The organism is Geomesophilobacter sediminis, from assembly GCF_016458275.1.
In the GTDB taxonomy this organism is placed as follows: Bacteria; Desulfobacterota; Desulfuromonadia; order Geobacterales; family Geobacteraceae; genus Geomesophilobacter; species Geomesophilobacter sediminis.
In genome coordinates, this window is sequence record NZ_JAEMHM010000013.1 from 180225 (window position 1) to 202033 (window position 21809).

Annotated in this window: 19 protein-coding genes and 1 tRNA gene; 16 read left to right on the forward strand and 4 right to left on the reverse strand. The window is 56.5% G+C overall.

Annotation, left to right across the window (positions count from 1 at the left end; all coding sequences use genetic code 11):
- Positions 1-59: 59 nt before the first annotated feature.
- The 4 genes from JFN93_RS16650 (at position 60) to JFN93_RS16665 (ending at position 3360) form a co-directional block, all read left to right on the forward strand.
- Positions 60-1112: an endonuclease/exonuclease/phosphatase family protein gene (locus tag JFN93_RS16650; RefSeq protein WP_199385246.1), complete on the forward strand. Its 1053-nt coding sequence runs from the start codon at positions 60-62 to the stop codon at positions 1110-1112.
- A gap of 479 nt (positions 1113-1591) precedes the next feature.
- Complete coding sequence (locus tag JFN93_RS16655; RefSeq protein WP_199385247.1) at positions 1592-1975, forward strand: hypothetical protein; 384 nt, start codon at positions 1592-1594, stop codon at positions 1973-1975.
- 510 nt (positions 1976-2485) lie between these two features.
- Positions 2486-2878, forward strand: coding sequence for a phage holin family protein (locus JFN93_RS16660; RefSeq protein WP_199385248.1), 393 nt, complete (start codon positions 2486-2488; stop codon positions 2876-2878).
- Positions 2854-3360 (forward strand): DUF3618 domain-containing protein, encoded by a 507-nt coding sequence (locus JFN93_RS16665; RefSeq protein ID WP_199385249.1) that lies wholly within the window; start codon positions 2854-2856, stop codon positions 3358-3360. Before JFN93_RS16660 ends, JFN93_RS16665 begins: the two co-directional genes overlap by 25 nt.
- 214 nt (positions 3361-3574) lie before the next feature.
- Here the strand turns inward: JFN93_RS16665 and JFN93_RS16670 are convergent, their stop codons facing one another.
- Entirely contained in the window at positions 3575-3754 is a 180-nt protein-coding gene (locus JFN93_RS16670) for a DUF1328 domain-containing protein (protein WP_199385250.1), read from the reverse strand.
- A 241-nt stretch (positions 3755-3995) separates the two neighbouring features.
- Between JFN93_RS16670 and JFN93_RS16675 the strand changes: the two genes are divergently transcribed.
- A tRNA-Met gene (locus JFN93_RS16675) sits at positions 3996-4072 on the forward strand.
- A gap of 410 nt (positions 4073-4482) precedes the next feature.
- Here JFN93_RS16675 and JFN93_RS16680 read toward each other — a convergent pair.
- Positions 4483-5328, reverse strand: a complete 846-nt coding sequence (locus JFN93_RS16680; protein ID WP_199385251.1) for a hypothetical protein — start codon at positions 5326-5328, stop codon at positions 4483-4485.
- A gap of 587 nt (positions 5329-5915) precedes the next feature.
- On the opposite strand from JFN93_RS16680, the gene JFN93_RS16685 reads away from it, so the two are divergent.
- The 11 genes from JFN93_RS16685 to JFN93_RS16730 all read left to right on the forward strand — a co-directional run bounded on the left by JFN93_RS16685 (position 5916) and on the right by JFN93_RS16730 (position 18624).
- Positions 5916-6650, forward strand: a complete 735-nt coding sequence (locus JFN93_RS16685; protein ID WP_236021774.1) for a cobalamin B12-binding domain-containing protein — start codon at positions 5916-5918, stop codon at positions 6648-6650.
- Between the two features lie 4 nt (positions 6651-6654).
- Complete coding sequence (locus JFN93_RS16690; protein ID WP_199385252.1) at positions 6655-7689, forward strand: uroporphyrinogen decarboxylase family protein; 1035 nt, start codon at positions 6655-6657, stop codon at positions 7687-7689.
- A complete protein-coding gene (locus JFN93_RS16695) occupies positions 7686-8294 on the forward strand; it encodes a DUF1638 domain-containing protein (protein ID WP_199385253.1) in 609 nt (202 codons plus the stop codon). Before JFN93_RS16690 ends, JFN93_RS16695 begins: the two co-directional genes overlap by 4 nt.
- On the forward strand, positions 8291-10393 hold the full coding sequence (locus JFN93_RS16700) for an ATP-binding protein (protein ID WP_199385254.1): 2103 nt from the start codon (positions 8291-8293) through the stop codon (positions 10391-10393). The genes JFN93_RS16695 and JFN93_RS16700 overlap by 4 nt, the downstream gene beginning before the upstream one ends.
- A 206-nt stretch (positions 10394-10599) precedes the next feature.
- Positions 10600-13092 carry a LytS/YhcK type 5TM receptor domain-containing protein gene (locus JFN93_RS16705; RefSeq protein ID WP_199385255.1) on the forward strand — a complete coding sequence of 831 codons (2493 nt, stop codon included), beginning with the start codon at positions 10600-10602 and terminating at the stop codon, positions 13090-13092.
- A 266-nt stretch (positions 13093-13358) separates the two neighbouring features.
- A complete protein-coding gene (locus tag JFN93_RS16710; protein WP_199385256.1) occupies positions 13359-14315 on the forward strand; it encodes a diguanylate cyclase domain-containing protein in 957 nt (318 codons plus the stop codon).
- An 883-nt stretch (positions 14316-15198) separates the two neighbouring features.
- Complete coding sequence (locus JFN93_RS26120; protein WP_407931887.1) at positions 15199-15414, forward strand: GSU3473 family protein; 216 nt, start codon at positions 15199-15201, stop codon at positions 15412-15414.
- Between the two features lie 150 nt (positions 15415-15564).
- On the forward strand, positions 15565-16182 hold the full coding sequence (locus tag JFN93_RS16715) for a hypothetical protein (RefSeq protein WP_199385257.1): 618 nt from the start codon (positions 15565-15567) through the stop codon (positions 16180-16182).
- Positions 16183-17269: 1087 nt separating this feature from the next.
- The gene (locus JFN93_RS16720; RefSeq protein ID WP_199385258.1) at positions 17270-17689 is read left to right on the forward strand and encodes a hypothetical protein; all 420 of its coding nucleotides are present in this window, start codon (positions 17270-17272) and stop codon (positions 17687-17689) included.
- Positions 17690-17698: 9 nt separating this feature from the next.
- The gene (locus tag JFN93_RS16725) at positions 17699-18175 is read left to right on the forward strand and encodes an ImmA/IrrE family metallo-endopeptidase (protein ID WP_199385259.1); all 477 of its coding nucleotides are present in this window, start codon (positions 17699-17701) and stop codon (positions 18173-18175) included.
- 119 nt (positions 18176-18294) lie between these two features.
- Positions 18295-18624: a hypothetical protein gene (locus JFN93_RS16730; RefSeq protein WP_199385260.1), complete on the forward strand. Its 330-nt coding sequence runs from the start codon at positions 18295-18297 to the stop codon at positions 18622-18624.
- A 216-nt stretch (positions 18625-18840) separates the two neighbouring features.
- Here the strand turns inward: JFN93_RS16730 and aqpZ are convergent, their stop codons facing one another.
- Positions 18841-19566, reverse strand: coding sequence for an aquaporin Z (aqpZ, locus tag JFN93_RS16735; RefSeq protein WP_236021775.1), 726 nt, complete (start codon positions 19564-19566; stop codon positions 18841-18843).
- 773 nt (positions 19567-20339) lie between these two features.
- Positions 20340-21185 (reverse strand): DUF3592 domain-containing protein, encoded by an 846-nt coding sequence (locus JFN93_RS16740; protein WP_199385261.1) that lies wholly within the window; start codon positions 21183-21185, stop codon positions 20340-20342.
- Positions 21186-21809 lie beyond the last annotated feature (624 nt).

The window sequence follows — 21809 nt, forward strand, 5'->3', positions numbered from 1 at the left end:
GCCGCGAAACAGCTACGCTTTTCAACTTCAAGATGCAGTCAACCCCGCTGAGGTCCGCTATGCCCGCAGCCAAACATATTCTGCTCCTTTTGACCCTCATTTACGCCATCCTCCTGGTCGGCGGCACCATCCTGAACCGCCTGGGACCCGATCGGTGGTGGTTCGGCGCGGTGAACCTCTACCTCCCGCAAGTGATCTGGCTCATCCCCGGCATTCTGCTGCTGGTTCTCTACCTGTTTCTGGCCCCCCGGCTGATCTGGGTCCCGCTCTTATGCGTGGTTTGGGTCCTCGGTCCGGTGATGGGGTTTTGCTGGCCTCTTGGGACCGGATCCGCCACCGCCGCTGCCAAACCCTTTCGGGTGATGACCTGGAACGCCAAGTACGGCATGAGGGAGAAAATCCGCACGTTAGAGTTGATGCGGGAGCTGGAGTGGAACAATCCCGATCTGGTCCTTTTCCAGGATGCCGGCGGGGCAACCTTGCCCCAGAGTCCCCTGATGCCGCTATTCAATGGGTGGTACCTGCGTTCCGTTGGCCAATATGTTATCGCGAGCAGGCATCCGCTCTCTGAAGTGCGCGAGATGCCCCTGTTCGCTCCCAAGGAAAAGCATCTCTGCTTGCGGTGCGAGACCGAGGTCGGAGGCAGAAAACTGGTGATCTACAACGTTCACCTGCAAACGCCCCGGGAGGGGCTGAACGCCTTCGGCGCGGTGCGCCGGACGCCGGAATTCCTTCCGTTCGCGATTTCCCGCCTGCAACTGAACGTGCGGATCCGCTTGAGTCAGGCCGAGACCGTGGCCCGTTACGTGGCGCAGGAAACCGATCCGGTCCTGTTGGCTGGAGACCTGAACTCGCCTGATCCATCCTTCAGCTGCATGCTGCTGCGCAACGTCGGCCTTCATGACGCCTTTGCACAGGCCGGGAAGGGTTACGGCTACACCTACGGCCATTTCCTGCTCAATCGCCGCCTGCCGTGGCTGAATTACTCCTGGATGCGCCTGGACCACGTCATGACCTCGCATCAGCTGCAAGCCATTCGCTGCTGGACCGGGACCAAGGACGCCTCGGACCACCGCCCCGTCATCGCCGACCTTGTCTGGAGCGCTAAGTAACCGATCCTGTCTGGATCGGCAAGTTGCCGATCCTTATCTGGACCGCAAATAACCGATCCTGGTCCGGACCGCAAAATTACCCACCTTCCAACGTCCCAACACTCCCCCCTGGCCCACCTATTACGCCGACAGGCCAACGATTCCCCCCTTTGCCAAACCCGTTAACTCCCCCCTTTAGCAAAGGGGGGCTGGGGGGGATTTGCGTTTCTACCTCCAATCCTGAAGATCGAACTGCCTCCCACGCTCCTCGTGGTTTGCCGATTCTAATTTTGTTGCTATAGTTACACTCGTTTTTCGCGGTCCCGGACCACGAGAATCTCATGAAGAGCGTGAGTTTCCGAAGCAAATTGTCGCAAGGGAAGGATCCGCTGCCCCGAAGATGGGGGAACCCGGCGTTTCCTTCCTTCAAGGTTGCGCGCGGAAAGCGCAAGCTTGAAGAGGGCAGGGTGTGGACCGGATTTACTAACAAAGGATGGATCATGAACCGACACGCGATCACGCTTACGGTCCTTACCCTGCTCTCCGGGGTTGCCATATCCGGCTGCAGCAGCAAAAGCGGCGGCGAACCGCTGGATAAGAGCAAGGGGGCCAGGCAGTTCCAGCGTCTGAGCCGAAATCCCGCCGGACATCGGGGCGGACGAAGCGTTCCTTCCGGTGGTTGGGCGACCGAACCGGGTGCCGGTCCGGGCCGGGAACGCCAGCCGGGGGAAACCGGATCGCGTATCGACGAGGAAACCGGTAACCGCATTGGCGGTGATCGTTCCGCAACGCCGCCGGCGGCAAACGGGAAGCCCGGGGGGCAGGCCCCAGGTTCGGACATCGACGAAGGACGCAGACACGGCACCAAGAGCATGGGGCAATGAGCCAGGCAATGGGCAATGAGCAAAGACTGTTTACCCAATTGCCTTTCCGGGATTTCGGAAGCCGTCCAGTATTTGACTACGAAGCGCTGCACGAGACCTTACGTTCCCCCCTTTGCGAAGGGGGGCAGGGGGGATTTGCTTTTGACATCCCGCTAGAATCCAGGAAGGAGAGGGGACGCGTGAGAAGAAGTATTCCTGACTACGTGGCGAGGTATGTTCACCATCTATTAACCACAAGGAGGACGCCATGGACCATGACTATACGCAATACATCTATCTGCCGGTATGCCAAGACGGGTGCGGAGCGATCACGGATTGGATGCACAGCGGCGAGGTCGCACGCCAGGTTGGGCAAAACCATGAGCGCCAGTACGGCCATCACTGGACGGTCCGCTCGCGAATGAGGGAGAATAAGGCAAAGGTCATTGTCATGCGGCCGCGGGCCACCCGGAACCATAAAAGAGCCGAGGTCCGGTAACGGCAGCGCACCTGGGCATACAGGAGGAGACGATGACTGACAAGAGGGAAAACGAACCGCTCGGCGCGCTCTTCACCGACCTGAAGAACGAGACTACCAGCCTGATTCAAAAGGAACTGGAACTGTTTCGGATCGAGATGGGAAACAAGGTAACCCAGATCGTGAAGGACGTTGCGGCACTTGGGGTAGGGGGCGCCCTGCTGCACACCGGGATGCTCACCCTGGTGGCCGCACTGGTTCTCGGGATCGCCTGCTTCATAGCGGCATGGCTTTCCGCGCTGCTGGTCGGCGTGTTCCTCTGCCTGGCGGGGGCGTTGCTGCTGATGAAAGGGAAGAAGGATCTCTCCCACCTGAAGATGTCGCCGGAAAAAACAACACAATCCCTGAAGGAGACGGCAAAATGGGCAAAATCGGAGATGAAATGACCACGGCGGGTCCGGAAACCACCGACAGGATCCAGGAGGACATCCGCGATACCGAGTCGGATATTTCCAATACCTTGCACACCATTGAAGACCGGCTGGCCCCGAAGAACCTGGTCCACGATGCGGCGGATGCACTCAAGGACTATTCCATCCGCGGATACGTCAAGGTGACCGAGGCGTGTCGTCGCCGTCCGGTACCGGCAGCCCTGATCGGAGCCGCGGCCGCCGCAGTAGTGGTAGGGCTTGCGATGCGTCGCCCCTCCAAAAGGGCCCGACTGGTAAAGAAAAGTGCGGCCATTCTCGATGCCCTTCCCAAAAGGATCAAAAGGCATCCGGAGCAAGAAGTGAAACGCTACGTCACGTTAGGCCGGGTGGCAGTGACCGTCGCCTCCGCGCTGGCGACGTTCCTGCTGCGCCCTCGCGCAGCGGGCGGTCTGCACCGCCTGGGCCATGAAGGCCGTTTCCCTGCCACCGTGAAATGAAGCCGGATAAAAGCTGCACAAAATGGCATTACTTTCGGCATAGAAGGAGAGGGGGAGCCCCAACGTTTCCTTCCCTTCAAGGGGCGCGCGCGAGAGCGCGGCTGGCGACGGACAGGGTGGGGATGGGGTTCCCATCCATCTACAACAAAAAAAGGCGGCCCAAAGCCGCCTTTGCTATTTTATGGAAAGCCCCCCGCCAGCAGCAGGGGATGCCCTAATGGTGAGTGATGGACCGTCCGACGCTGATCCCCATGAGCAGCATGATAACGGCGACCGCCAGGAAGATGAAGAACAGGACCTTGGCGATACCCGCCGCAGCCGATGCGATACCCGCGAAGCCGAAGATCGCAGCGATGATGGAGATGACGAAGAAAACGGCTGCCCAGCGTAACATGACCTATCACCTCGCTTTTAAAGTCATTTATTTCCGGTGATGAACTCAGTATAGCATGTTAAAAGATGGTTAATCTCGCATTCTTTTCTTTCTAACCCAGCGTGGAGTAGTGGGACGGACAAGGCAGGTACAGTCTTTTTCTATTGACAAAGAAAGTCAAAGAGACTATAAAGTGAAGCTCTTGAGGCGCTGGCAAGTTCAAGCCGAGCCGAGAGACCGGAACATACAATCAAACAGTTTCGGCGGTGTAGCTCAGCTGGTTAGAGCATACGGCTCATATCCGTAGTGTCCGGGGTTCAAGTCCCTGCACCGCCACCATAAAACAAAAAGCCCCTCAGTCCGCCGACCGAGGGGCTTTTTGCGTTCCGGATCAATCATCCTGGCGCCAACATTGACCTCCCTCTCCCTCCGAAGGCGCCTGCGAGAGCACGGCTTGCGACGGGCGGGGTGAAGGGGGTGCCTAAACGACCTTTCCTTCCCCGGAAGCACCGGCACCAACCCGCTGGAAGTGCCCTTCCGGGCGCGAATAATCCAAACCTTTCCGACCAAACCCTTCCTGCCGAGTAGCAATCCGCAAAAAAACGGACGCACCGAAACATCCTTTTCCCCGGTCAATCATTTCCATAACCTATAGAATTCACGATGGTTTGGTCCCCTTTGTGATTGACATGGAGTCGATGCGCACGGTATTAAGGATTCAAAGGTAGGAGGAGCCGGGGTGGGGGACGTCAGGTCTCAAGGGGGAGCGGAACGGAAGGGGTAGGGACGGTTTCCTCATCGGCTGAAAGGGCGTGGGAACCATGCTCGATCAGGCTGAACAGATGAAGGTAACTCTCGACCAGAGCCGGATCGCGGGTCTTGCGGCCGAAATATTTGCCCGGTTGACCGAACACCTCGGTCGCAACCTTTTCGTCGTAGATGGCGAAGTCGAACGCCCCGGTGGTATCTCGTCCGCCGATAGCGGTAGCGGTCGGAAGCTCTTCGCGAAAGGCCACCCGCACCTCGACCCCGTCCCTTTTTTGCTGCATCAGGACCTTCTGCACCTCCGGGGCTCCCAACTCTTCCCTGGGGATGACGAAGATTCGCGTGATGGTCACCCCCCGCTCTAAAGCCCGCAGGTTCGCCTGGTAGTAATTGACCAGTGCCCCCCGGCTGTCCCAATGCACCGTCAGGGGATCGACCGCCCGGACCCGTTGCCTCGCTTCGCCGAAGTACTTGGTTCCCTTCATGTAGAACTCGGTTTCGTCGAGGGGGACGTACCCCTGGCGCAGCAGCGCGAACGTCCGCTGGGTGCTGGCCAGGATTTCCTGCGCCTTGTCGCGACACTCCGGATCGGTGATCTGGGCCATGGTGAACGTGAGGTCGTGGGCGTGGTCGTACTGCTCCATCAGCGCGGCGCGGGTCAGCTCGATGTCCTCGCGCAGGAGGTAGGTAGCGAGCGACAACAGGATGCCGACCCCGAAGATGAGGTAGGCGGCCTCCGGGTGGTGCAGCACGAAATGAAAAAAGATTGCCAGGCCGGACCCGGCAATGAACTCGATAAAGATGGCCATGCTCTGAACTTTGCTCTGCATCGATGGCACCTCCGCGGTGGTCTTAAAACAAAAAAGCCAAACCGCACCGTGTCCGACGACACTGGTGCAATCCGGCACCTTTCCGTCCTTAATTGTTGCCCCCTGGCGACAGGGCGATGAGTGCATCTTAATGTAGTCGGAGCTCGGAGTCAAGGACGAACGTGCAACGCTTGTGTCACAAGTCCCTGTTTTACCGTCCGACTTCCAGCTCCCGGCCGGCCCGTTCGACATTTGAAGACGAGCCCGCCTCCCGGCACGAGGCGGGCTCCTCATTTCGGTGGTGCCGCGCGGGTGCACGCTCCCCAACCTGGGCTTTACCAATCAGGAGCTTTGAAAACCGATGCACCACCAGCAGGATGCAATGGGCCGAATTCGGCCCGGTTACCTCCCGGCCCGTCGGGTAAGTACCTGATCGACTGAAATACTGTGACAGGCGACTCTTAAAATTCCATTGCCCGTATTTCCGTTGGTCGCATTGTCACTCAACGGTATTGCTGCCAGTATCGCAATAAAGTCAGAAAACTAAGAAACTACAAATAGTGACGGACAGGTAACAGAAGTTTAAAGAAAAATTCAAAGTGCGATGAATGTACTACGTCCTGTTGCCAGATCAGGAAACTCAGCTACAGTATCTGCTATTTCCCAATTCAGAAGGGGCACCCATGAATGCTGCAGAGTTAAGCAACAAGCTGTTTGCAACCATGATCGAGGCCGATCGCTCCGGTGCGGCACGCATCGTAGAGGAAGCATTGTCGGACGGGATGCCCCCGCAGCAAGTCATAGCCGAAATTCTCGATCCGGCTATCGTCAGACTGGGGAAGCAATGGGAAGAGCAGACTATGTCATTGGCCCAGAATTATGTAGCATCGAAAATTGCTGAAGACACTCTGTTGCGCTGTATTCCTAAGAAAGATGAAAGATCGTTGAATAAAGGCGCCGTCGTGATCGGCAACATCGAGGATGATTTTCACAGCCTCGGCAGGCGAAGCGTGGGGCTGTTTCTGGAAGCTGCCGGATGGGAGGTTCATGACCTGGGGAACGACATCCCGGCCGAACAGTTTGTTGAAAAGGCGCAGGAGGTCGGCGCTTCGGTAATCGGTGTCTCAGCAATGATGCAGACCACGGCACTGAATATCAGGAAGGTTCGTGAACTACTTGATCAGAGGCATCTGAACGGTTCCATCAAATTGGCGGTCGGAGGAGCCGTGTTCAACTGGCGTCCCGAACTGGTCGCCGAAGTAGGTGGCGATGGAACGGCCCACAATGCCGTCGGCGCAGATGAGCTCTTTCTGCGGCTTCGGTCCGAAACGGGCGGAAGGTGATGCCATGAATTCGTACCAGAGGGTGATGGGCACGTTGCTCGGCCAGCCGGTTGACCGTCTGCCGGTATTTGCCGTCCTGGGAGCGTATGGTGCCAAACTGACCGGAGTCGACCTCCGCACCCTGTATTCTGATGCCGCGGCCTATGTGGCCGGTCAGCAGGCGGTGTACGCCCAATTCGGTTTCGACCTCGTGATGACCCCCTTTGTCTATACTGCGCTATCCGAGGCCTTCGGAGGAGAAACCGCCTGGAGCGAGCACCAGCCACCCAATATGAAACGACCGGGGATGCTTTCCGTGGCCGGGGCGATCAAGGCGCCCTTGCCCGATCCTCAGACTACCGGCAGCCTCGCGACCGTTCTGGATGCGACGCACCGACTAGCGGATATCTTCAAGGAACGGGTTCCCATTATCGGCGTGCTGCCGGGACCGGGCATCATGCCTTCCCTTGTGGTCGGCATGGAGCGTTGGATGGAAACGCTTCTTTTTGAACCGGATCTCGCCCGTCAACTCACTGACCATCTGACGCCGTTCTTTGTCGCATGGGCCAATGCCTTGCTGGATGCGGGAGCGGATTGCCTGGTGATTACCGAAGGCATGGCCTCGGCCGAGATTGCCCCCCGTGATCTTTTCCAGGCGCGTGTCCTGCCCCTTCTTTCCACAACCTTCCCGCAGGTTCGCGGACCGAAGGTTCTGCATCATACCGGGGGACGTATCAATCACGTTCTCGATCTGGTGACCGGTCTGCCGGGACTGGTCGGGGTCGCCATCGGCTCGAAAGACAGTCTCGCTCAAGCCCGGGCGCTGGTCGGGCCGAATCTGAATCTGATTGGCAATCTGGACAATCTCGCCTTCCCTTCCGTGCCGGACGAGCAGATTTACCAGAGCTCCCGCAGCTGCATCCGCGAGGCCGGCGCGGCAGGCCACTACATCCTGTCCAATTCCGGGGCGGATATTCCGCTGGCCACCCCGCCCGAAAACCTGCGTGCGATGCACCGGGCGATTGCCGATGTCGGCAGCCGTTCGGGAGCATGGTCATGAGCTGCGGCACGGTTTGGCTCTGTTGCGGGGTTTTGCGCAATGAAATGGAGGAACTGGTACGCCGGGGCAAGATCGGCGGCGAACTCCTCTTCCTCGATTCGATGCTGCACATGGACCCTCTCAAGCTTGAGGAGAGAGTGGCGGCCGCTTTGGAACGTCTCTGTGAGACATCAGACACCATCGTGCTCGTTTACGGAGACTGTGGGGCCCATCTGCTCGACCTGGTCCGGAAATACCGTATCGGAAGGGTCCCCGTCATCAACTGCGCCCAGCTGCTCGTCGGACGGGCACGGTACCGCCGGTTGATGCAGGAGGGGGCGTTCCTGGTGCTTCCGGAATGGGCTTTGCGATGGGAACAGATCATGAAAAGCGAGTTGGGGTTGAACCGGTCGGTAGCCCAGGACCTGATGGGAGAGCATAGAGGCGTGCTCGTTTATTTGGACACCGGCATTGTCCAGGTTCCGCAGCGGCAACTTCAGGCGTTTTCGAGCTACACCGGTTTGCCCTGGAGAGTCGAGGCGGTCGACCTCGACGTCATGCTGGAGAGCCTGCTCGCGGCCCGGGCAGAATCCCTCACGGAGAATTCAGCGCGGGAACAGATATGAACCGTACCGATGCCAGACTGTCCGCCCAATTGATGGCAATTGACATCATCTCTCAACTGTTGGTCTCTGCCGCTCCGGAGACCCTGGGCGAGCAGCTCACCGATCAGCTCCGGGAGCTGACCGGCGCTAAAACGATCGTGCTCATGGTGTATGACCAGGACCTGGATCAACCCGTGATCCTGTCCGTGAGTCCGAAACGGCGTTCAACGATTTTTTCGGCAGAGGAGTTGGACTGTTTCTGCGCCGGATCTCCGCACGATAACCTTCCTCTTCTGGTGGAAAACTTCCCCGACGGGCTCCCCGGAAAGGCGGCCTTGAGCCGGGCCGGCGTCACCGCTGCCGCACGTTATCACCTGATCGCCGGCCATGAAACGGTCGGCACCTTACTCCTGCTGGATCCTCCCGAAATCGATCGCATCGAGGAATCCGACGCGATCATTCACCTGCTTTCACCTCCGATTGCCCTTGCCCTGAAAAATGCCCTGGCATATCGAAAGATCAAACGCCAGGCGAATGAACTGGAGAGCCTGGTTGAAGAACGGACCATGGAACTGCTCCGGAAAAATGCCGAGTTGCAGCGGGCGGAAAACCTCTCCCGGACCATTCTCCAATCGGCAAGGGAAGGCTTCTGGCTGGTCGATTCCCGCCTGAGAATCGTTGACGTGAATGATGCCTACTGCACGATGAGTGGCTTCAGCCGCCAGGAACTGATCGGGGCTCGCATCGAGGACCTCGATGCCTGTGATTCCAAAGAAGAGGTCGCCGCTCGTGCCAACAAACTCATTGAATCCGGTTCGGACCGGTTCGAATCGGAACACCGGCGCAAGGACGGCAGCCGGTTCCCTGTTGCAGTGAGTGTAAGTTACGTACCGATCGATGACGGGCTTTATTCGGTATTCATCAATGACATCACCCAGCGCCAGCGGGCCGAAGAGGCGCTCCGCCACAGCGAGGAACAGCTTCGCCAGTCCCAGAAGATGGAAGCCGTCGGCCAGCTTGCCGGCGGGGTGGCTCATGATTTCAACAACATCCTGCAGGTCATCGAGGGATATTGTTCGCTTTTGCAGACGGACCGAACCCTGAACCAAGATCAGCAGGCCAAGGTAGCGGAAGTAATCGCCTCCGCGGAAAGGGCCGCCCAACTGACCCGCGGTTTGTTGGCCTACAGCCGCAAACAGGCCATGATCATGAAACGCGAAGATCTCATCGAGGTCATTCAGCAGGTTCACCGGTTCCTTTCCCGGATCATTGGCGAGGACATTACCTTCCATTCGGAGAGCGTCGCTTCGGAACTGCCGGTGCATGCCGACCGGGGGCAGATAGAACAGGTGCTGATCAACCTCGCCACCAACGCCCGTGACGCCATGCCCAGCGGCGGGGTATTTTCCGTAAGGAGCGAGCGGGTGGTTCTCGACGACTGCTTCGTTGATTTCCACCAGCACAACGTCCAACCCGGCACCTATGCCCTGCTCACCGTGTCGGACACCGGGGCCGGGATCAAAAAAGAACATCTGGAGCATATCTTCGAGCCCTTCTTCACCACCAAAGAGGTCGGCAAAGGGACCGGTCTCGGCATGGCGATCGTCTACGGCATCGTCAAACAGCACAACGGCTTCATCAACGTCTACAGCGAGCCGGGCGAAGGGACAACCTACCGCATCTACCTCCCGATTCTCGATGCGGGCGGGAACCCGCTTGTGGAAAAGAGTGAGGTCGTCTCGCCTCAAAGGGGGAGCGAAACTATTCTTGTTGCCGAAGATGACCCGGCGGTCCGTGCGTTGGTGTCGCAGATACTGACCAGCTACGGTTATGAGACCATCCTTGCCGAAAACGGCGAGGACGCCGTAGAGAAATTCGCGGCTCATCAGGACCGCATCCGGATGGTTCTCATGGATGTGGTGATGCCCAAGAAGAACGGCAGGGAGGCGTTCGAGGAAATCAAACGCCTAAGCCCCGGAACCAAGGCGCTATTTTCCAGCGGCTACACCGCTGATTTCATCGAAAACCGGGGGGTGTCTGAGGAAGGGATTGAACTGGTAATGAAGCCGATACATCCAATGGAGCTCCTGAGAAAGATACGGGAGATGCTGGACGCCTAGCATCGGAGAAAGAAAACATCGGGGACCCAACCCCCTGGTACCTCCTTCCTCATTGACAACGGAGAGCCAGCCGCGTTAAGAATAGGGCGCCCAGAGACAGGTCCCTGGGGGGGAAGCTCGGTTCGGACCTACTTGGCAGGAGTGAGTCTGCGGTCGGATCAGTTCGTTTTCGGTAGAGCATGTCCAGTTACCGGCCTGGGGGCAGTTTGGATACTTTCACTGGTTTTTTGAACAATGCCGCATTGATGCTCATCCTGTGCGTGGCCTATGACACGTTCAGCATCTATGGGATCTCGAACCAAAAGCTGCGGGAAGGTCTGACCGGCGTCCTGGTGGGACTCATCTGCATCGCGGTGATGCTCAATCCCTGGTCCCTGGAAAAGGGACTGTATTTCGACACCCGGTGGGTGCTCCTCAGCCTGTGCGGGCTTTTTTTCGGAACCGTCCCCACGGCGATTGCGGTTGCGATCGCCGGCGCCTTTCGGCTCTACGTGGGCGGTCCGGGGGGAATCGTCGGAACGGTCGTCATCGTCGTGACCGCGGCGGTGGGGCTGGCTGCAAGACATTGGCAGGAAAAGCGGGAAAACCCGCCCAACTGGCTGCAGTTGTACCTTTTCGGCGTTGTGGTCCAGTTGGCCATGCTCTCCTGCATGTTCCTCTTCCCCGCGGCGATGCGCATCGCCATCCTCAAGAAGATCGCCCTTCCCATCCTCCTCATTTATCCGGTCCTCACGGCGGTCATCGGGCTCATCCTGAAAAAACAGGAAGTCCGCCGCATCGCCGACCGCAAACTCCTCTATTCAACGGCTCTGGCAACGGCCGCACTGGAATCCACCCCGGACGGGATTCTCATCGTGAACCGGGAGGGGAAAGCCACCCGCTGGAACCAGCGGTTCATCGAGCTCTGGAAGGTGCCGCCGCATCTGCTTGATATGGCCAATAACGAGGAGCTCCTTGCCTACGCCGCCTCCCAGCTGGCCGACCCCGACGAATTCCTGGCCCGGGTCACCGATCTGTACCGGCACCCGGAAGAAACCGGCACCGACACCCTCTATTTCGCCGACGGCCGCATCTTCGAGCGCTACACGCAGCCCCAGAAAGTCGGCGCTGAGGTCATGGGGCGCTTCTGGTCCTTTCACGACATCACCGAGCAGAGAAACGCGGCGGAGTCGCTGCAGATGATGCGGTTTTGCGTCGATCACGCCGGCGACAGCATGTTCTGGATCAACAGCGAAGGGCGCATTCTCTACGTCAACGATGCGGCCTGCCAGGGACTTGGATACTCCCGCGAGGAACTGCTCAGCATGAGAGTTTTCGACCTCGATCCGGACTTTACCCCTGCCGTGTGGGGGCCCCACTCCGAGGCGCTCCGGCAGCGGGGCTCCTTCACCTTTGAGACCAGGCACCGTGCCAAGGACGGCCGGGTTTTCCCCGTCGAAGTCACGGCAAACTACGTCCATTTCGGCGGCCATGAATTCAATTTTGCGACCACCCGCGACATTACCGAACGAAAGCGCATCCTGGAGGAGCGGCTGAAACTGGAACAGCAGCTTTTGCATGCCCAGAAGCTGGAGAGCCTCGGGGTGTTGGCCGGCGGGATTGCCCACGACTTCAATAACCTCCTTACCTCCATCATCGGCAATGCCGACCTCGCCCTGATGCGCATCAATCCCGAGTCTCCCGCCATCGACAACCTGCACAGCATCGAAAAAGCTTCGGCCCGTGCCGCCGATCTGGCCCGGCAGATGCTCGCCTATTCCGGCAAGGGAAAGTTCGTCATCAGCAACCACGACGTCAACGACCTCCTGGAAGAGATGCTGCACATACTCCAGGTCTCCATTTCAAAAAAGGCGGTGTTGCGGCTCAACCTCACCCGGCCGTTGCCCCCGGTCGAGGGGGATGCCACCCAGATTCGCCAGGTCATCATGAACCTGGTCATCAACGCCTCGGAAGCCATCGGCGACCGAAGCGGCGTGATCGCCATCACCACCGGCTGCATGGACTGTGACCGCAGCTATCTGAAAGATGTCTGGCTGGACGAAAACATCAAAGACGGGCTTTACGTCTTCATCGAAATTGCCGACACCGGGTGCGGCATGAGCAAGGAAACCCTTGCCAAGCTCTTCGACCCGTTCTTTACCACGAAATTTACCGGCCGGGGCCTGGGCATGGCCGCTGTTTTAGGCATCATCCGCGGGCACAAGGGGGCGGTCAAGGTATACAGCGAGGTGGGGAAGGGGAGCACCTTCAAGATCCTGTTGCCGGCCAGCGGCAAACCGGCGGAGATCTTCAATCACGACACCGGGAGCGAGCACTGGCGGGGAAGCGGCACCGTGCTGCTGGTCGACGACGAAGAGACGGTGCGCGCGATCGGATCGGAAATGCTCCGGGAGATGGGCTTCGACGTCGTGACCGCCAACGACGGTCGGGCGGCGGTAGACGTTTTCCGGTCCCGCAACGATATCGCGTTTGTCATCCTCGACCTCACCATGCCGCACATGGATGGCGAACAATGCTTCCGCGAGCTTCGGGCGCTGAATCCGAAGGTAAAAGTGATCATGAGCAGCGGGTTCGGCGAGCTGGAAGTGACCCAGAAGTTCGTCGGTAAAGGATTGGCGGGATTTGTTCAGAAGCCGTACAAGTTCACGGCGTTGCGAGACTGCATTGCCGGTTTGGATATTGACCGGAAAGACCATTAGCCGCGGCGCTGCCGCCCATTGCCACCATAAAAGGAAAGCCCTTCGGTCTGAAGACCGAGGGGCTTTTTTGCGTTGGGGGCGCGTTGGGGGGGCGCGCCCTGATCCGGCTGCGTTCATCGGCGTGGATCTGCGGGCTACCTGGGGCGGTTGGAGAAACCGGTTCTTGCTTGTCGTTAACCTGGCGGAAATCCTATAATTTAAGAAGGATGCGATCGTTACGGGTTCAGGCCGGGGGAAACATCCCATCTTCGCCAGGGGAGGGCGCCATGGCTGAAAACAAGGAGCTGTTGGCAAGAAACCGGCAGTTGGAGAAGGAACTTCAGGAGCTGAAGCGAAGGGAATCGCTATTCCGGAAATTGGCCTCGGCGGTGGAGCACAGCCCGATATCGGTGATGATCACCGACCGCAACGGCAACATCGAGTACGTCAACCCAAAATTCTGCGAAGTCACCGGTTATACGCAGAAAGAGGTGCTCGGCAAAAATCCGCGGTTTCTAAAGGGTGAGGAGAAACCTGAACTCTATCGCCAATTGTGGGAGACGATCCTCTCCGGGCGAGAATGGCATGGCGAACTGCGCAACCGCAACAAAAACGGGGGCTACGTATGGGAGTTGGCCTCGATCTCCCCTTTAAAGGACGAGACCGGCTTCATCACCCATTTTGTCGGAGTGAAGGAAGATATCACCGAGCTGAAGCGGCTGCAGGCGGAATTGGGGCTGATGGCGCATTCCGATGAATTGACCGGGCTTCCCAACCGGGCTCTGTTTTTGGACCGCCTGGAGCAAGTCATCAACCGGGCCAAGCGACATCGCAATCGTTTCGCCCTGCTTTACCTGGACTTGGACGGCTTCAAGTCGGTCAACGACCAGTATGGCCATAGAGCCGGCGATGAAGTTTTGAAGGCGGTAGCCGATCGCCTGATGGCGTCGGTGCGCCGCTCAGACACCCTCGCCCGGATCGGGGGAGACGAATTCACCGTCATCATCGACGACCTGAAGCACTGGGACGAACCGGGGCATGTCGCCAGAAACCTGCTGGAAGCTTTCAATACGCCCATTCAGATCGACCGCATCGTTGTCCAAATCGGTGTGTCCATCGGTATCAGCGTCTTTCCCGACGATGGCGAAGACGGCCAGACCCTCATTTCCTCGGCGGACACCGCCATGTACGAAATCAAGCGCGGCGGCAAAAGCAACTACACGTACACCCGCAAAAGCGTTTAAAGGAAGGAGTTAGATTGTCAAATCGTCCGCCGATGAACGCCGATGGACGCTGATATTCACCAGGTAGCGCATCTCAATTTATGGGCTGTCACCAGGACACGGATGAACTCTGCCAGAGGATCAAAGGCTGACGGTGGGAGCGCCCTTCCGGGCGCGATTTGAAACTGGCCGCCGATGAACGCCGGTGAACGCGGATGTTCAAGAGGGGAGGGCTGCATAGCCTTTCTTACGACCTCGATCATGCCCGCCATCTTCCCCGCGCCGCTGAACCTAAGGGCCCTTCGCTTTATACGGATTCAACAATCTGCGTTTATCTGCGTTCATCTGCGGCTAATTCGACGTGGCTACCGGTCTTAATGCCGAACGCCGGCACATGCCAGAAGATGCCGAGGTAGGTTACCTCAGCGTGGCAGCGATAGGGGAGCGTCATACCTGGTACGCCATTACTTATCGGTTTAATCAATGCATTGCATTAAAAACATTAAATTTACAAATGCTTAAGAACGTGATAGATCTTCCGCACATGTTAGTTGCGCCGGACCACGAGCATTCTCTTCCAGCAGTAGGAGGGGAGCGGCTCCTCCGGCGCTCTTGTTTTCGCATTTCAGCTAAATGAAGAATGAGAGGCGACTTTGTCACTGACCGTATCTTGTGCTTGTTACTCCACAATATTCGCCGTCGTCGAAACGATTGAGTATCATGGTCCTGCGACGGGGTTCAGTATCTTGCGGGTGCTCCCTCATGGTGAAACGGTTCCCATTGAGCTCTTGGGAAAGATTAGGTCGGTGTCGGTGGGCGACCATATCCAGGGATTTGGAGTTTGGAAAAACCTCGAAAAGAAGGCGTTCAGTGCCTTTGAGCTAAAAAAAATGCAGGAGGCAGCATGATCTTACGGGTGGTCAGAGCTTCGGGACAGTTAGGATTCGCGCCTGCCAGTAATATTGATCTCTTGATCGAACAAAGGGAAATCCTGGCCTTTTGCAGGACGGACGGGTGGGCCATAATTGGCAAAGATCCCGTCCGCGAACGACAAGTTTCCTTTCAAGGTCAGGGGCGCAGGTTGCGCGACATCCTGGAAAGATACGGCCGTAGTTGTTGAGAGCGCCAACGAACTCCACGCTGCGAACACCGATCTGCGTTTATCAGGGTTAATCTGCGGGCAATTTAGGGTTATCTTGGGGACGGCACTTGCCAACGGAACAGGTGTCTGTAAGATTTCTCCTTAAAATAAACTAAGGAGGTCCCGACGATGCCTTTCCTGAAAGTGAGCAATCCTGAGATGATCACCAAATCCGCGCTGGTGGCGGAGGGATTCACCACGGAGCTGTATGCCTACCTGGTGTCCCTTATCCCCACACCGCAGAGCTACGCGGAGGAACACAGCCGCTTCGAGGCGAGCTATTCGGCGTCCCTGAAGGGGGACCCGGAGAAAATGAAGGACTGCGAGGCGGACCGCAACGCGGTCAACCAGAGCCTGTCCATCCTGATCGGCATTGCGAAAGCGGCCGCCATCAAAGATCCCAACGTTCCGAAGGCTCTGGGGCTGGCCAACCTGATGGAGAAGCCTGCGGCGCCAGCTGCGTCAGTTTCCCTGGAACCCTCAGGGTTCCGGACCGCCTTCAATCGTAAGGGGGAGCTGATTGGGACCGTTTCCAAAGTGCCCGGTGCCAAATGGTACGAGATATGGAGCTGCGACGACGACCCGAACCTGGAGACCAATTGGAAGCTGGTGGCATCTACCTCAAATTGCAGAGGCATCCGCATTACCGGGTTGAACCGATCCAAGACCAATTGGCTTAAGATCCGGGCCATGCTAAAGAACGTAGCCGGCCCTTGGTCGCACTGCCTGAGCCTGCCTCCCGCCTGATACGTCCACCCCGTCCCCGTTCGGTGCTCTACCGAGCGGGGACTCATTCGATTGCCCCTCCGCGCCTTCCGCTCAAATCCTATCGAAATGCCCTGGTGCCAAACCATATCTTCGTTTCACAAAATTCGATGTCGCAACGTGAAAGTTGCATTTCGCGCAACGAAATGAACTTTTGCCGTTGGAAAATGCGACTTCGCTGCGCGAACTCGCATTTTGGATTTGGAAAGTTGCAGTTCGCGTCGCGAAATCGCATTTTGGATTTGGAAAGTTGCATTTCGCGTCGCGAAATCGCATTTCGATTCGGGAAAGTTGCATTTGGGGAGGGAACGTGCCGTTTCCAACTGCGTTCGTCATTAATCTCGGATTTTCGAGCGAAGGCGTGAGTAGAGGCAGCATTTTGGGTAATGAGTTCAGACCGCCGAGCCGGTAGGAGCGCCCTTCCGGGCGCGAATGACAAGACGTCCGCCGATGAACGCTGATGCACGCCGATCTTCATTTCCATTCGAATAAGCCGCACCCTGTAGGAGCGGCATTCCTGCCGCGATTAATCCGATTCGTTGTGATAACCCACAAACGCTGGCAGCGGCGACGAGTAATCCGTTCAAAGCCTCCTCCCCGTTTTTCTGCATTCCACGGTTAAACAGATGGTAAAAAACAGGCAGCGAGTAGCGCACCGGTTTCGGGAGCAGGGGGTCGGAGGTTCGAATCCTCTCATTCCGACCATTACAAATCAAGGCCTTTGGAGAAATCCAAAGGCCTTTTTGTTTGTCGCTCCGGTCCGATTCCGGTCCACGAAAAAGATTCCTTTCCCCGCCTAGCCTCTTTCAAACCACTCTTCGGGTGCCACCTCGGCCCCTCAAACTCCTTCTCGCAGCGATCTTCGGCCAGGCGGCCCCGACTTCCTCCGCCCTCCGGTTTCTCCGGTCCTTTTCCGGTACATCAGCAGTTGATCGGAGGCGAGATTCGTGCTTCTTGACCGCATTGGCCGCTTCGAGAGAGCACGTCAGAGCAGAAAAATCACCTTGCCATGCACATCAAACTGCACTAGATTGACCTTGGCTAATCCCGGCCACCGGAGGGAACGGACTTGCTCTACATCTTGGGCGATACATCAAAGACTTGGGAGGCTGTGGCGCGGATTCTCGCTGCGCGGGAAAAGGTTGACATGGTAGCGCTCTATTATCCCGGCACAGAGATCCCTCCTTCGCCGTTTTTGGTTGCTGCTAGATTTGAAGACCTGGAGCCAGTGACAACTTGGGATGAGGATGCATCCGCGACTGCGAGTGCACGGATGCACGTGAACAGCCAATTCCTTGGGTCCTTAGCGGCACTCTCCTTTGATTCCTTCGAGGGCGACCTCGCACTCTACCCCCCACGAACGCGGGAGTGGATCGCGTGTGCAATTCCGCACGAGAAGATGGTACTTGTTCGCGACGACCAGCTCTTGGGGCCTCTGCGGGAGGTCGGAGTACCGGCCTTAGATACGGCACCCGACGGGTGGTGGTAGGAAAGAACCTTGAAGATCGAATTCGACAAGATCATATCCCCTTACTCTTATCCATTTTCAGCCGCCGAAGTGAAGCAAGTGCTGGCGGAGTGCGTGCCTCCAGACATTTTGGCCACACTATCCAAAGTTCACTTTGGCTGCAAACAGCGAACGACCCAAGAAGCGAGAATAGTGGGACGGGGGTCCAGTTTCGAAATCCGGATCAACTTCTGTCCGAAAGACGGAAAGACCAATCTGCTTAGCGACAAACGGGAGTGGCGCGAGATCGTTGAGCTTTGTGGAGGCCGTGCCGATAGTAAGGCCCGCACAGTGATGTGGACTCTCCTTGCAGCAAAGAAATATGCAGCTTTCCTCATCGCCCACGAAGTTGGGCATGTTGCATATGCACATCGTAATGGCTTCGGAGGGATCAACGGTCGGAAATCTTCGCCTAGCGAGGAATCATGGTGCGACGCTTTTGCGAGGACTTTCTTGCAACGCTTGTGACGTGTGCCGCTCCAAAGACAACGCACGATGCAAAAAGGCGCGAAAAACCACATCTTCAGCCGTCTCACCAATGCACGCCATCCAGCGGCCGAGCCGTTGTCCATACCAGGAAGAGAGACATGATTGTAATTGATGACTCAGACTTTGACCCTATCGATGAGTTTCCGCTCCTTTGGCGCTGGAACGACGAAAGCCACGGCCTGTTTCTTCCCCAAGAGCTAGACCTCATCCGGCCTCTCAAAGCTGCTTTCGCTCGAAAACTGCACGATTCGGTGCTGGCAGCAGATAGGCTGAATGTCCCGGAAGATACCCTCGTCATAGAATCCAGTAACAAAAGTAGCGACGATATCCAAGATTGGCTCATGAGCCTTCCAGTTCACGAAACAGAGCAGGTTGTACTCTCATGGACATCTGACGCCGCACCCCTGCTCCCGAACCAAGCGCACTAGGGGCCTCCCCAAACGCGACGGGGGAGGAAATAGCTGCATTTTCGAGGTGTTTCGCACACGCCTTTGGGGAGGTGACGTTTGAATCCTCTCATTCCGACCATATTAGAAAAGGCCCTTGGCGATTGCCGAGGGCCTTTTCCGTATCCGCTCCGGTTCTTCTCCGGTCCACGGGGCTGCCGTTTCGGTGGGAGCATCTCAAACGGTCTGTCGTAATAATCATACCGCCTCTTCTTCTCGTGGGATTTTTTCTCCGGCATCCGGCGCCATCACCCCGTAAAAGAGTCCGGCGAGCGCTGCTCCAACCAGCGGAGCGACCCAGAAAAGCCAGAGTTGGGCCAGTGCCCACCCACCGACGAAAAGAGCGGGGCCTGTACTGCGCGCAGGATTAACCGAAAGGTTTGTCACTGGGATGCCGACCAGGTGTATCAGCGTCAGACCGAGCCCGATGGCGATTGGTGCGAATTTGCCGGGAGCGCGCCGATCGGTAGCTCCAAGAATGATGATCAGAAAGATGAAGGTCAGCACGGTTTCTGCGAGCATGCAGGAGAGGAGAGAATAGTGACCCGGGGAATGCTCGGCATAACCATTGGCGGCAAATCCGCCTGGATCAAAACCGGGCAGACCGCTGGCTATCACATAGAGCACAGCCGCGCCGATGACCCCTCCCAAGACCTGTGCGGCTATATAGGGAGCCAATTCCCGTGCGGGAAATCGTCCGGCCGTCCACAGGCCAACCGACACGGCAGGATTCAGATGAGCTCCGGAGATGTGGCCGACGGCGTAGGCCATGGTGAGAACGGAAAGGCCGAAGGCGAAGGCAACACCCAGGAAGCCTATGCCGGTCTCAGGAAATTTCGCGGCAAGCACTGCGCTACCACAGCCGCCAAAAACCAACCAAAACGTGCCGAGCAACTCGGCCAGGAATCGCTTATTCAGTGCCATGGGTAGTTCCTCCTTGACTACGAATCGCTGTTCGAGCTGCTTTTCCTGCGCTCAAATACTCCACAGTACTGCCGTGCAGCAGCATGTCCCACAATCGTCTTATCCCACCCCCTTTCTTCCGGATCTGCCTGCAAACCCTTACGTTGTTGCAACCTCCACTGCCGCACTTTAAGCACGCCCCAACTACCCCTTCAGAGCTCCCCGCCTTGCCAATTTTCGCAACGTTTGGTCGAGCGCATCGTTTCTCTTGCCGCTTCTCTCCTGTTCGGGCATGACCACACCCTATACCATAAGACTTCCCGACTGTCCCACCGATGCGTACATGACTTATTCTGCCTCCCCGCGCAATTACTGGATTCGAGTTCAATCCTCCGAAGGAAGTCGCGCGGAGAGGATACCAGGTCTTGAAATGGCGCGAATGACAAGTCGTCCGCCGATGAACGCCGATGCACGCCGATCTTCATTTCCATCCGATTAAGGGCTCTTCAGGATATTCCGTGGGTAGTTGCAGAAGGGGCCAAACCGGAAGACATTCCAAACCCACTCCTCGGTGGAAGCCCATGGAATCCTAAATTTTAACGTCAGAGCCATCAATTGTTGAGATTCAAAATGCCGGTTCTTGCTCCAGCAGGAATGCAAAACGCCGTAACCCACTGTCGTGCCGAGGGTTACGGCGTTTCCTCGAATGCCCACTTTTTTACAAAAGTTGGGTTTCAATGTTTCGAGGCACACTGGCTAGCGGAACGAAAGACCGTGTGCCGCCGCATGTTGAGCTATCTTTGTTTTCTTGATATTTCCCGATTGCCAAAGAATAGAGTCAACAGGATCAATAATGGAAATGCTATACCGCCTATCATTACGGCGATAGTTTCATCCTTAAATATTGCCTTAGGATCACCGAGTAAAGATGTCTCTGGATGCTGCGGATCAAAATAGATTGTTACCTCTTCTCCTACTTTGAGATTGTTGAAGGACTTGTTCGGTGGAAATGAACCTCTCATTCCTTCAAATGTCTTGTCGCCAAATTTATAGCTATATCTTACGAGATTATGGTTCTCCGGAAGCAGCTGTAACACGATAGCTTTTTCACTGACTCCATGATTTGCAATCCGATAGTATGACACCCAGTATTTTTGTGCCAACAAGTAACTTGCGACTGATGCACAAATCATCCAGGTAACAACGAAAGCTTTGATTCCTAAGGGACTGTAAAGGATCTTGTGTAAATGGGTGGTATCTGGCGTTGGTCCAGTGGAATGGTCACTGAATTGGTCCCTCTTTCCATTTGTCATGGTATGGGCTTTCCCACCTTTGTTTGTCACCCTGATTTCGTCATTTAGCCAAAGAAACCCACCACCTATTATCCAATAGATTTCTTTTTCACCTTGTGCATTTCTTGCAGTAACACGGAAGTTTGCCGGATGAAATCCTCCACAGAGTGGATAATACCAATGCCATGGTACGTAAACCTTGGATAAAACGTCTACCCCTCTATCTTTTGCCCACCGGTCTATTTTTATCCTTGTTATCGCGTTTATGCGCCAGAAGAAGTAGATGATTAATACAGTAACCAGATAGTTTGGCAACCCATTCAAGTTCATTTTTGCCTCTCCATTCACTTCTATTCCTACCGCCACCTCAATATCACATTAAGAGCCGCCGATAAAGCCCATTTTTGAATCTTAACTTTTGGAGCAAAGTTGGGATTCATTTTCTGAATTGGGAGACGACCCTCTCCGAGCTCGGTAAAATTACCTACGGAATATCCTGAAGAGCACGATTAAGCTGCACTATGCAGGAACGGCATTCCTGCCGCGATTGATCGGATTCGTTGTGATAACCCACCAATTAACAGCGCTTGCCGCGGCGACGAGTGATCCCTTCAAACCTTCCTCCGAATTTATCTGCATTGCACGGTTAAACATATTCATAACCTACAGAATTCACATGGATATTATTCCGTTTCAGGTTGACATAGAGCCTTCTAGCCATGTATTAAGGCTCTGAAATCCTTGAGGCAGGCGGGAAGTCTGGGCTTGTCGATGTGCAGGATCGGCACTTAGCGATCTCGACTAAGCTACATTAATGTAATGATCTAACGCGAGGACCTGAGGTCAAGTTTGGAATCTTTACGTCAAAAGTTGGGAGAGCAAAAGTCAACAATAAACGGCCTGTTGCCCAAAACGATTCAAAGGTTTGGGGGTAAACGTCCGGTTCCGTGGGGCGGAAGCAGTAGTTGTCCG

Excerpts from the sequence above, each read along its gene's own strand:
- JFN93_RS16700 (WP_199385254.1), top strand. The coding sequence starts at position 8,291 with ATGAACCGTACCGATGCCAGACTGTCCGCCCAATTGATGGCAATTGAC.
- JFN93_RS16710 (WP_199385256.1), top strand. The coding sequence starts at position 13,359 with ATGGCTGAAAACAAGGAGCTGTTGGCAAGAAACCGGCAGTTGGAGAAG.
- JFN93_RS26120 (WP_407931887.1), top strand. The coding sequence starts at position 15,199 with ATGATCTTACGGGTGGTCAGAGCTTCGGGACAGTTAGGATTCGCGCCT.
- JFN93_RS16685 (WP_236021774.1), top strand. The coding sequence starts at position 5,916 with ATGTACTACGTCCTGTTGCCAGATCAGGAAACTCAGCTACAGTATCTG.
- JFN93_RS16715 (WP_199385257.1), top strand. The coding sequence starts at position 15,565 with ATGCCTTTCCTGAAAGTGAGCAATCCTGAGATGATCACCAAATCCGCG.
- JFN93_RS16730 (WP_199385260.1), top strand. The coding sequence starts at position 18,295 with ATGATTGTAATTGATGACTCAGACTTTGACCCTATCGATGAGTTTCCG.
- JFN93_RS16660 (WP_199385248.1), top strand. The coding sequence starts at position 2,486 with ATGACTGACAAGAGGGAAAACGAACCGCTCGGCGCGCTCTTCACCGAC.
- JFN93_RS16695 (WP_199385253.1), top strand. The coding sequence starts at position 7,686 with ATGAGCTGCGGCACGGTTTGGCTCTGTTGCGGGGTTTTGCGCAATGAA.
- JFN93_RS16680 (WP_199385251.1), bottom strand. The coding sequence starts at position 5,328 with ATGCAGAGCAAAGTTCAGAGCATGGCCATCTTTATCGAGTTCATTGCC.
- aqpZ (WP_236021775.1), bottom strand. The coding sequence starts at position 19,566 with ATGGCACTGAATAAGCGATTCCTGGCCGAGTTGCTCGGCACGTTTTGG.
- JFN93_RS16665 (WP_199385249.1), top strand. The coding sequence starts at position 2,854 with ATGGGCAAAATCGGAGATGAAATGACCACGGCGGGTCCGGAAACCACC.
- JFN93_RS16670 (WP_199385250.1), bottom strand. The coding sequence starts at position 3,754 with ATGTTACGCTGGGCAGCCGTTTTCTTCGTCATCTCCATCATCGCTGCG.
- JFN93_RS16655 (WP_199385247.1), top strand. The coding sequence starts at position 1,592 with ATGAACCGACACGCGATCACGCTTACGGTCCTTACCCTGCTCTCCGGG.
- JFN93_RS16690 (WP_199385252.1), top strand. The coding sequence starts at position 6,655 with ATGAATTCGTACCAGAGGGTGATGGGCACGTTGCTCGGCCAGCCGGTT.
- JFN93_RS16650 (WP_199385246.1), top strand. The coding sequence starts at position 60 with ATGCCCGCAGCCAAACATATTCTGCTCCTTTTGACCCTCATTTACGCC.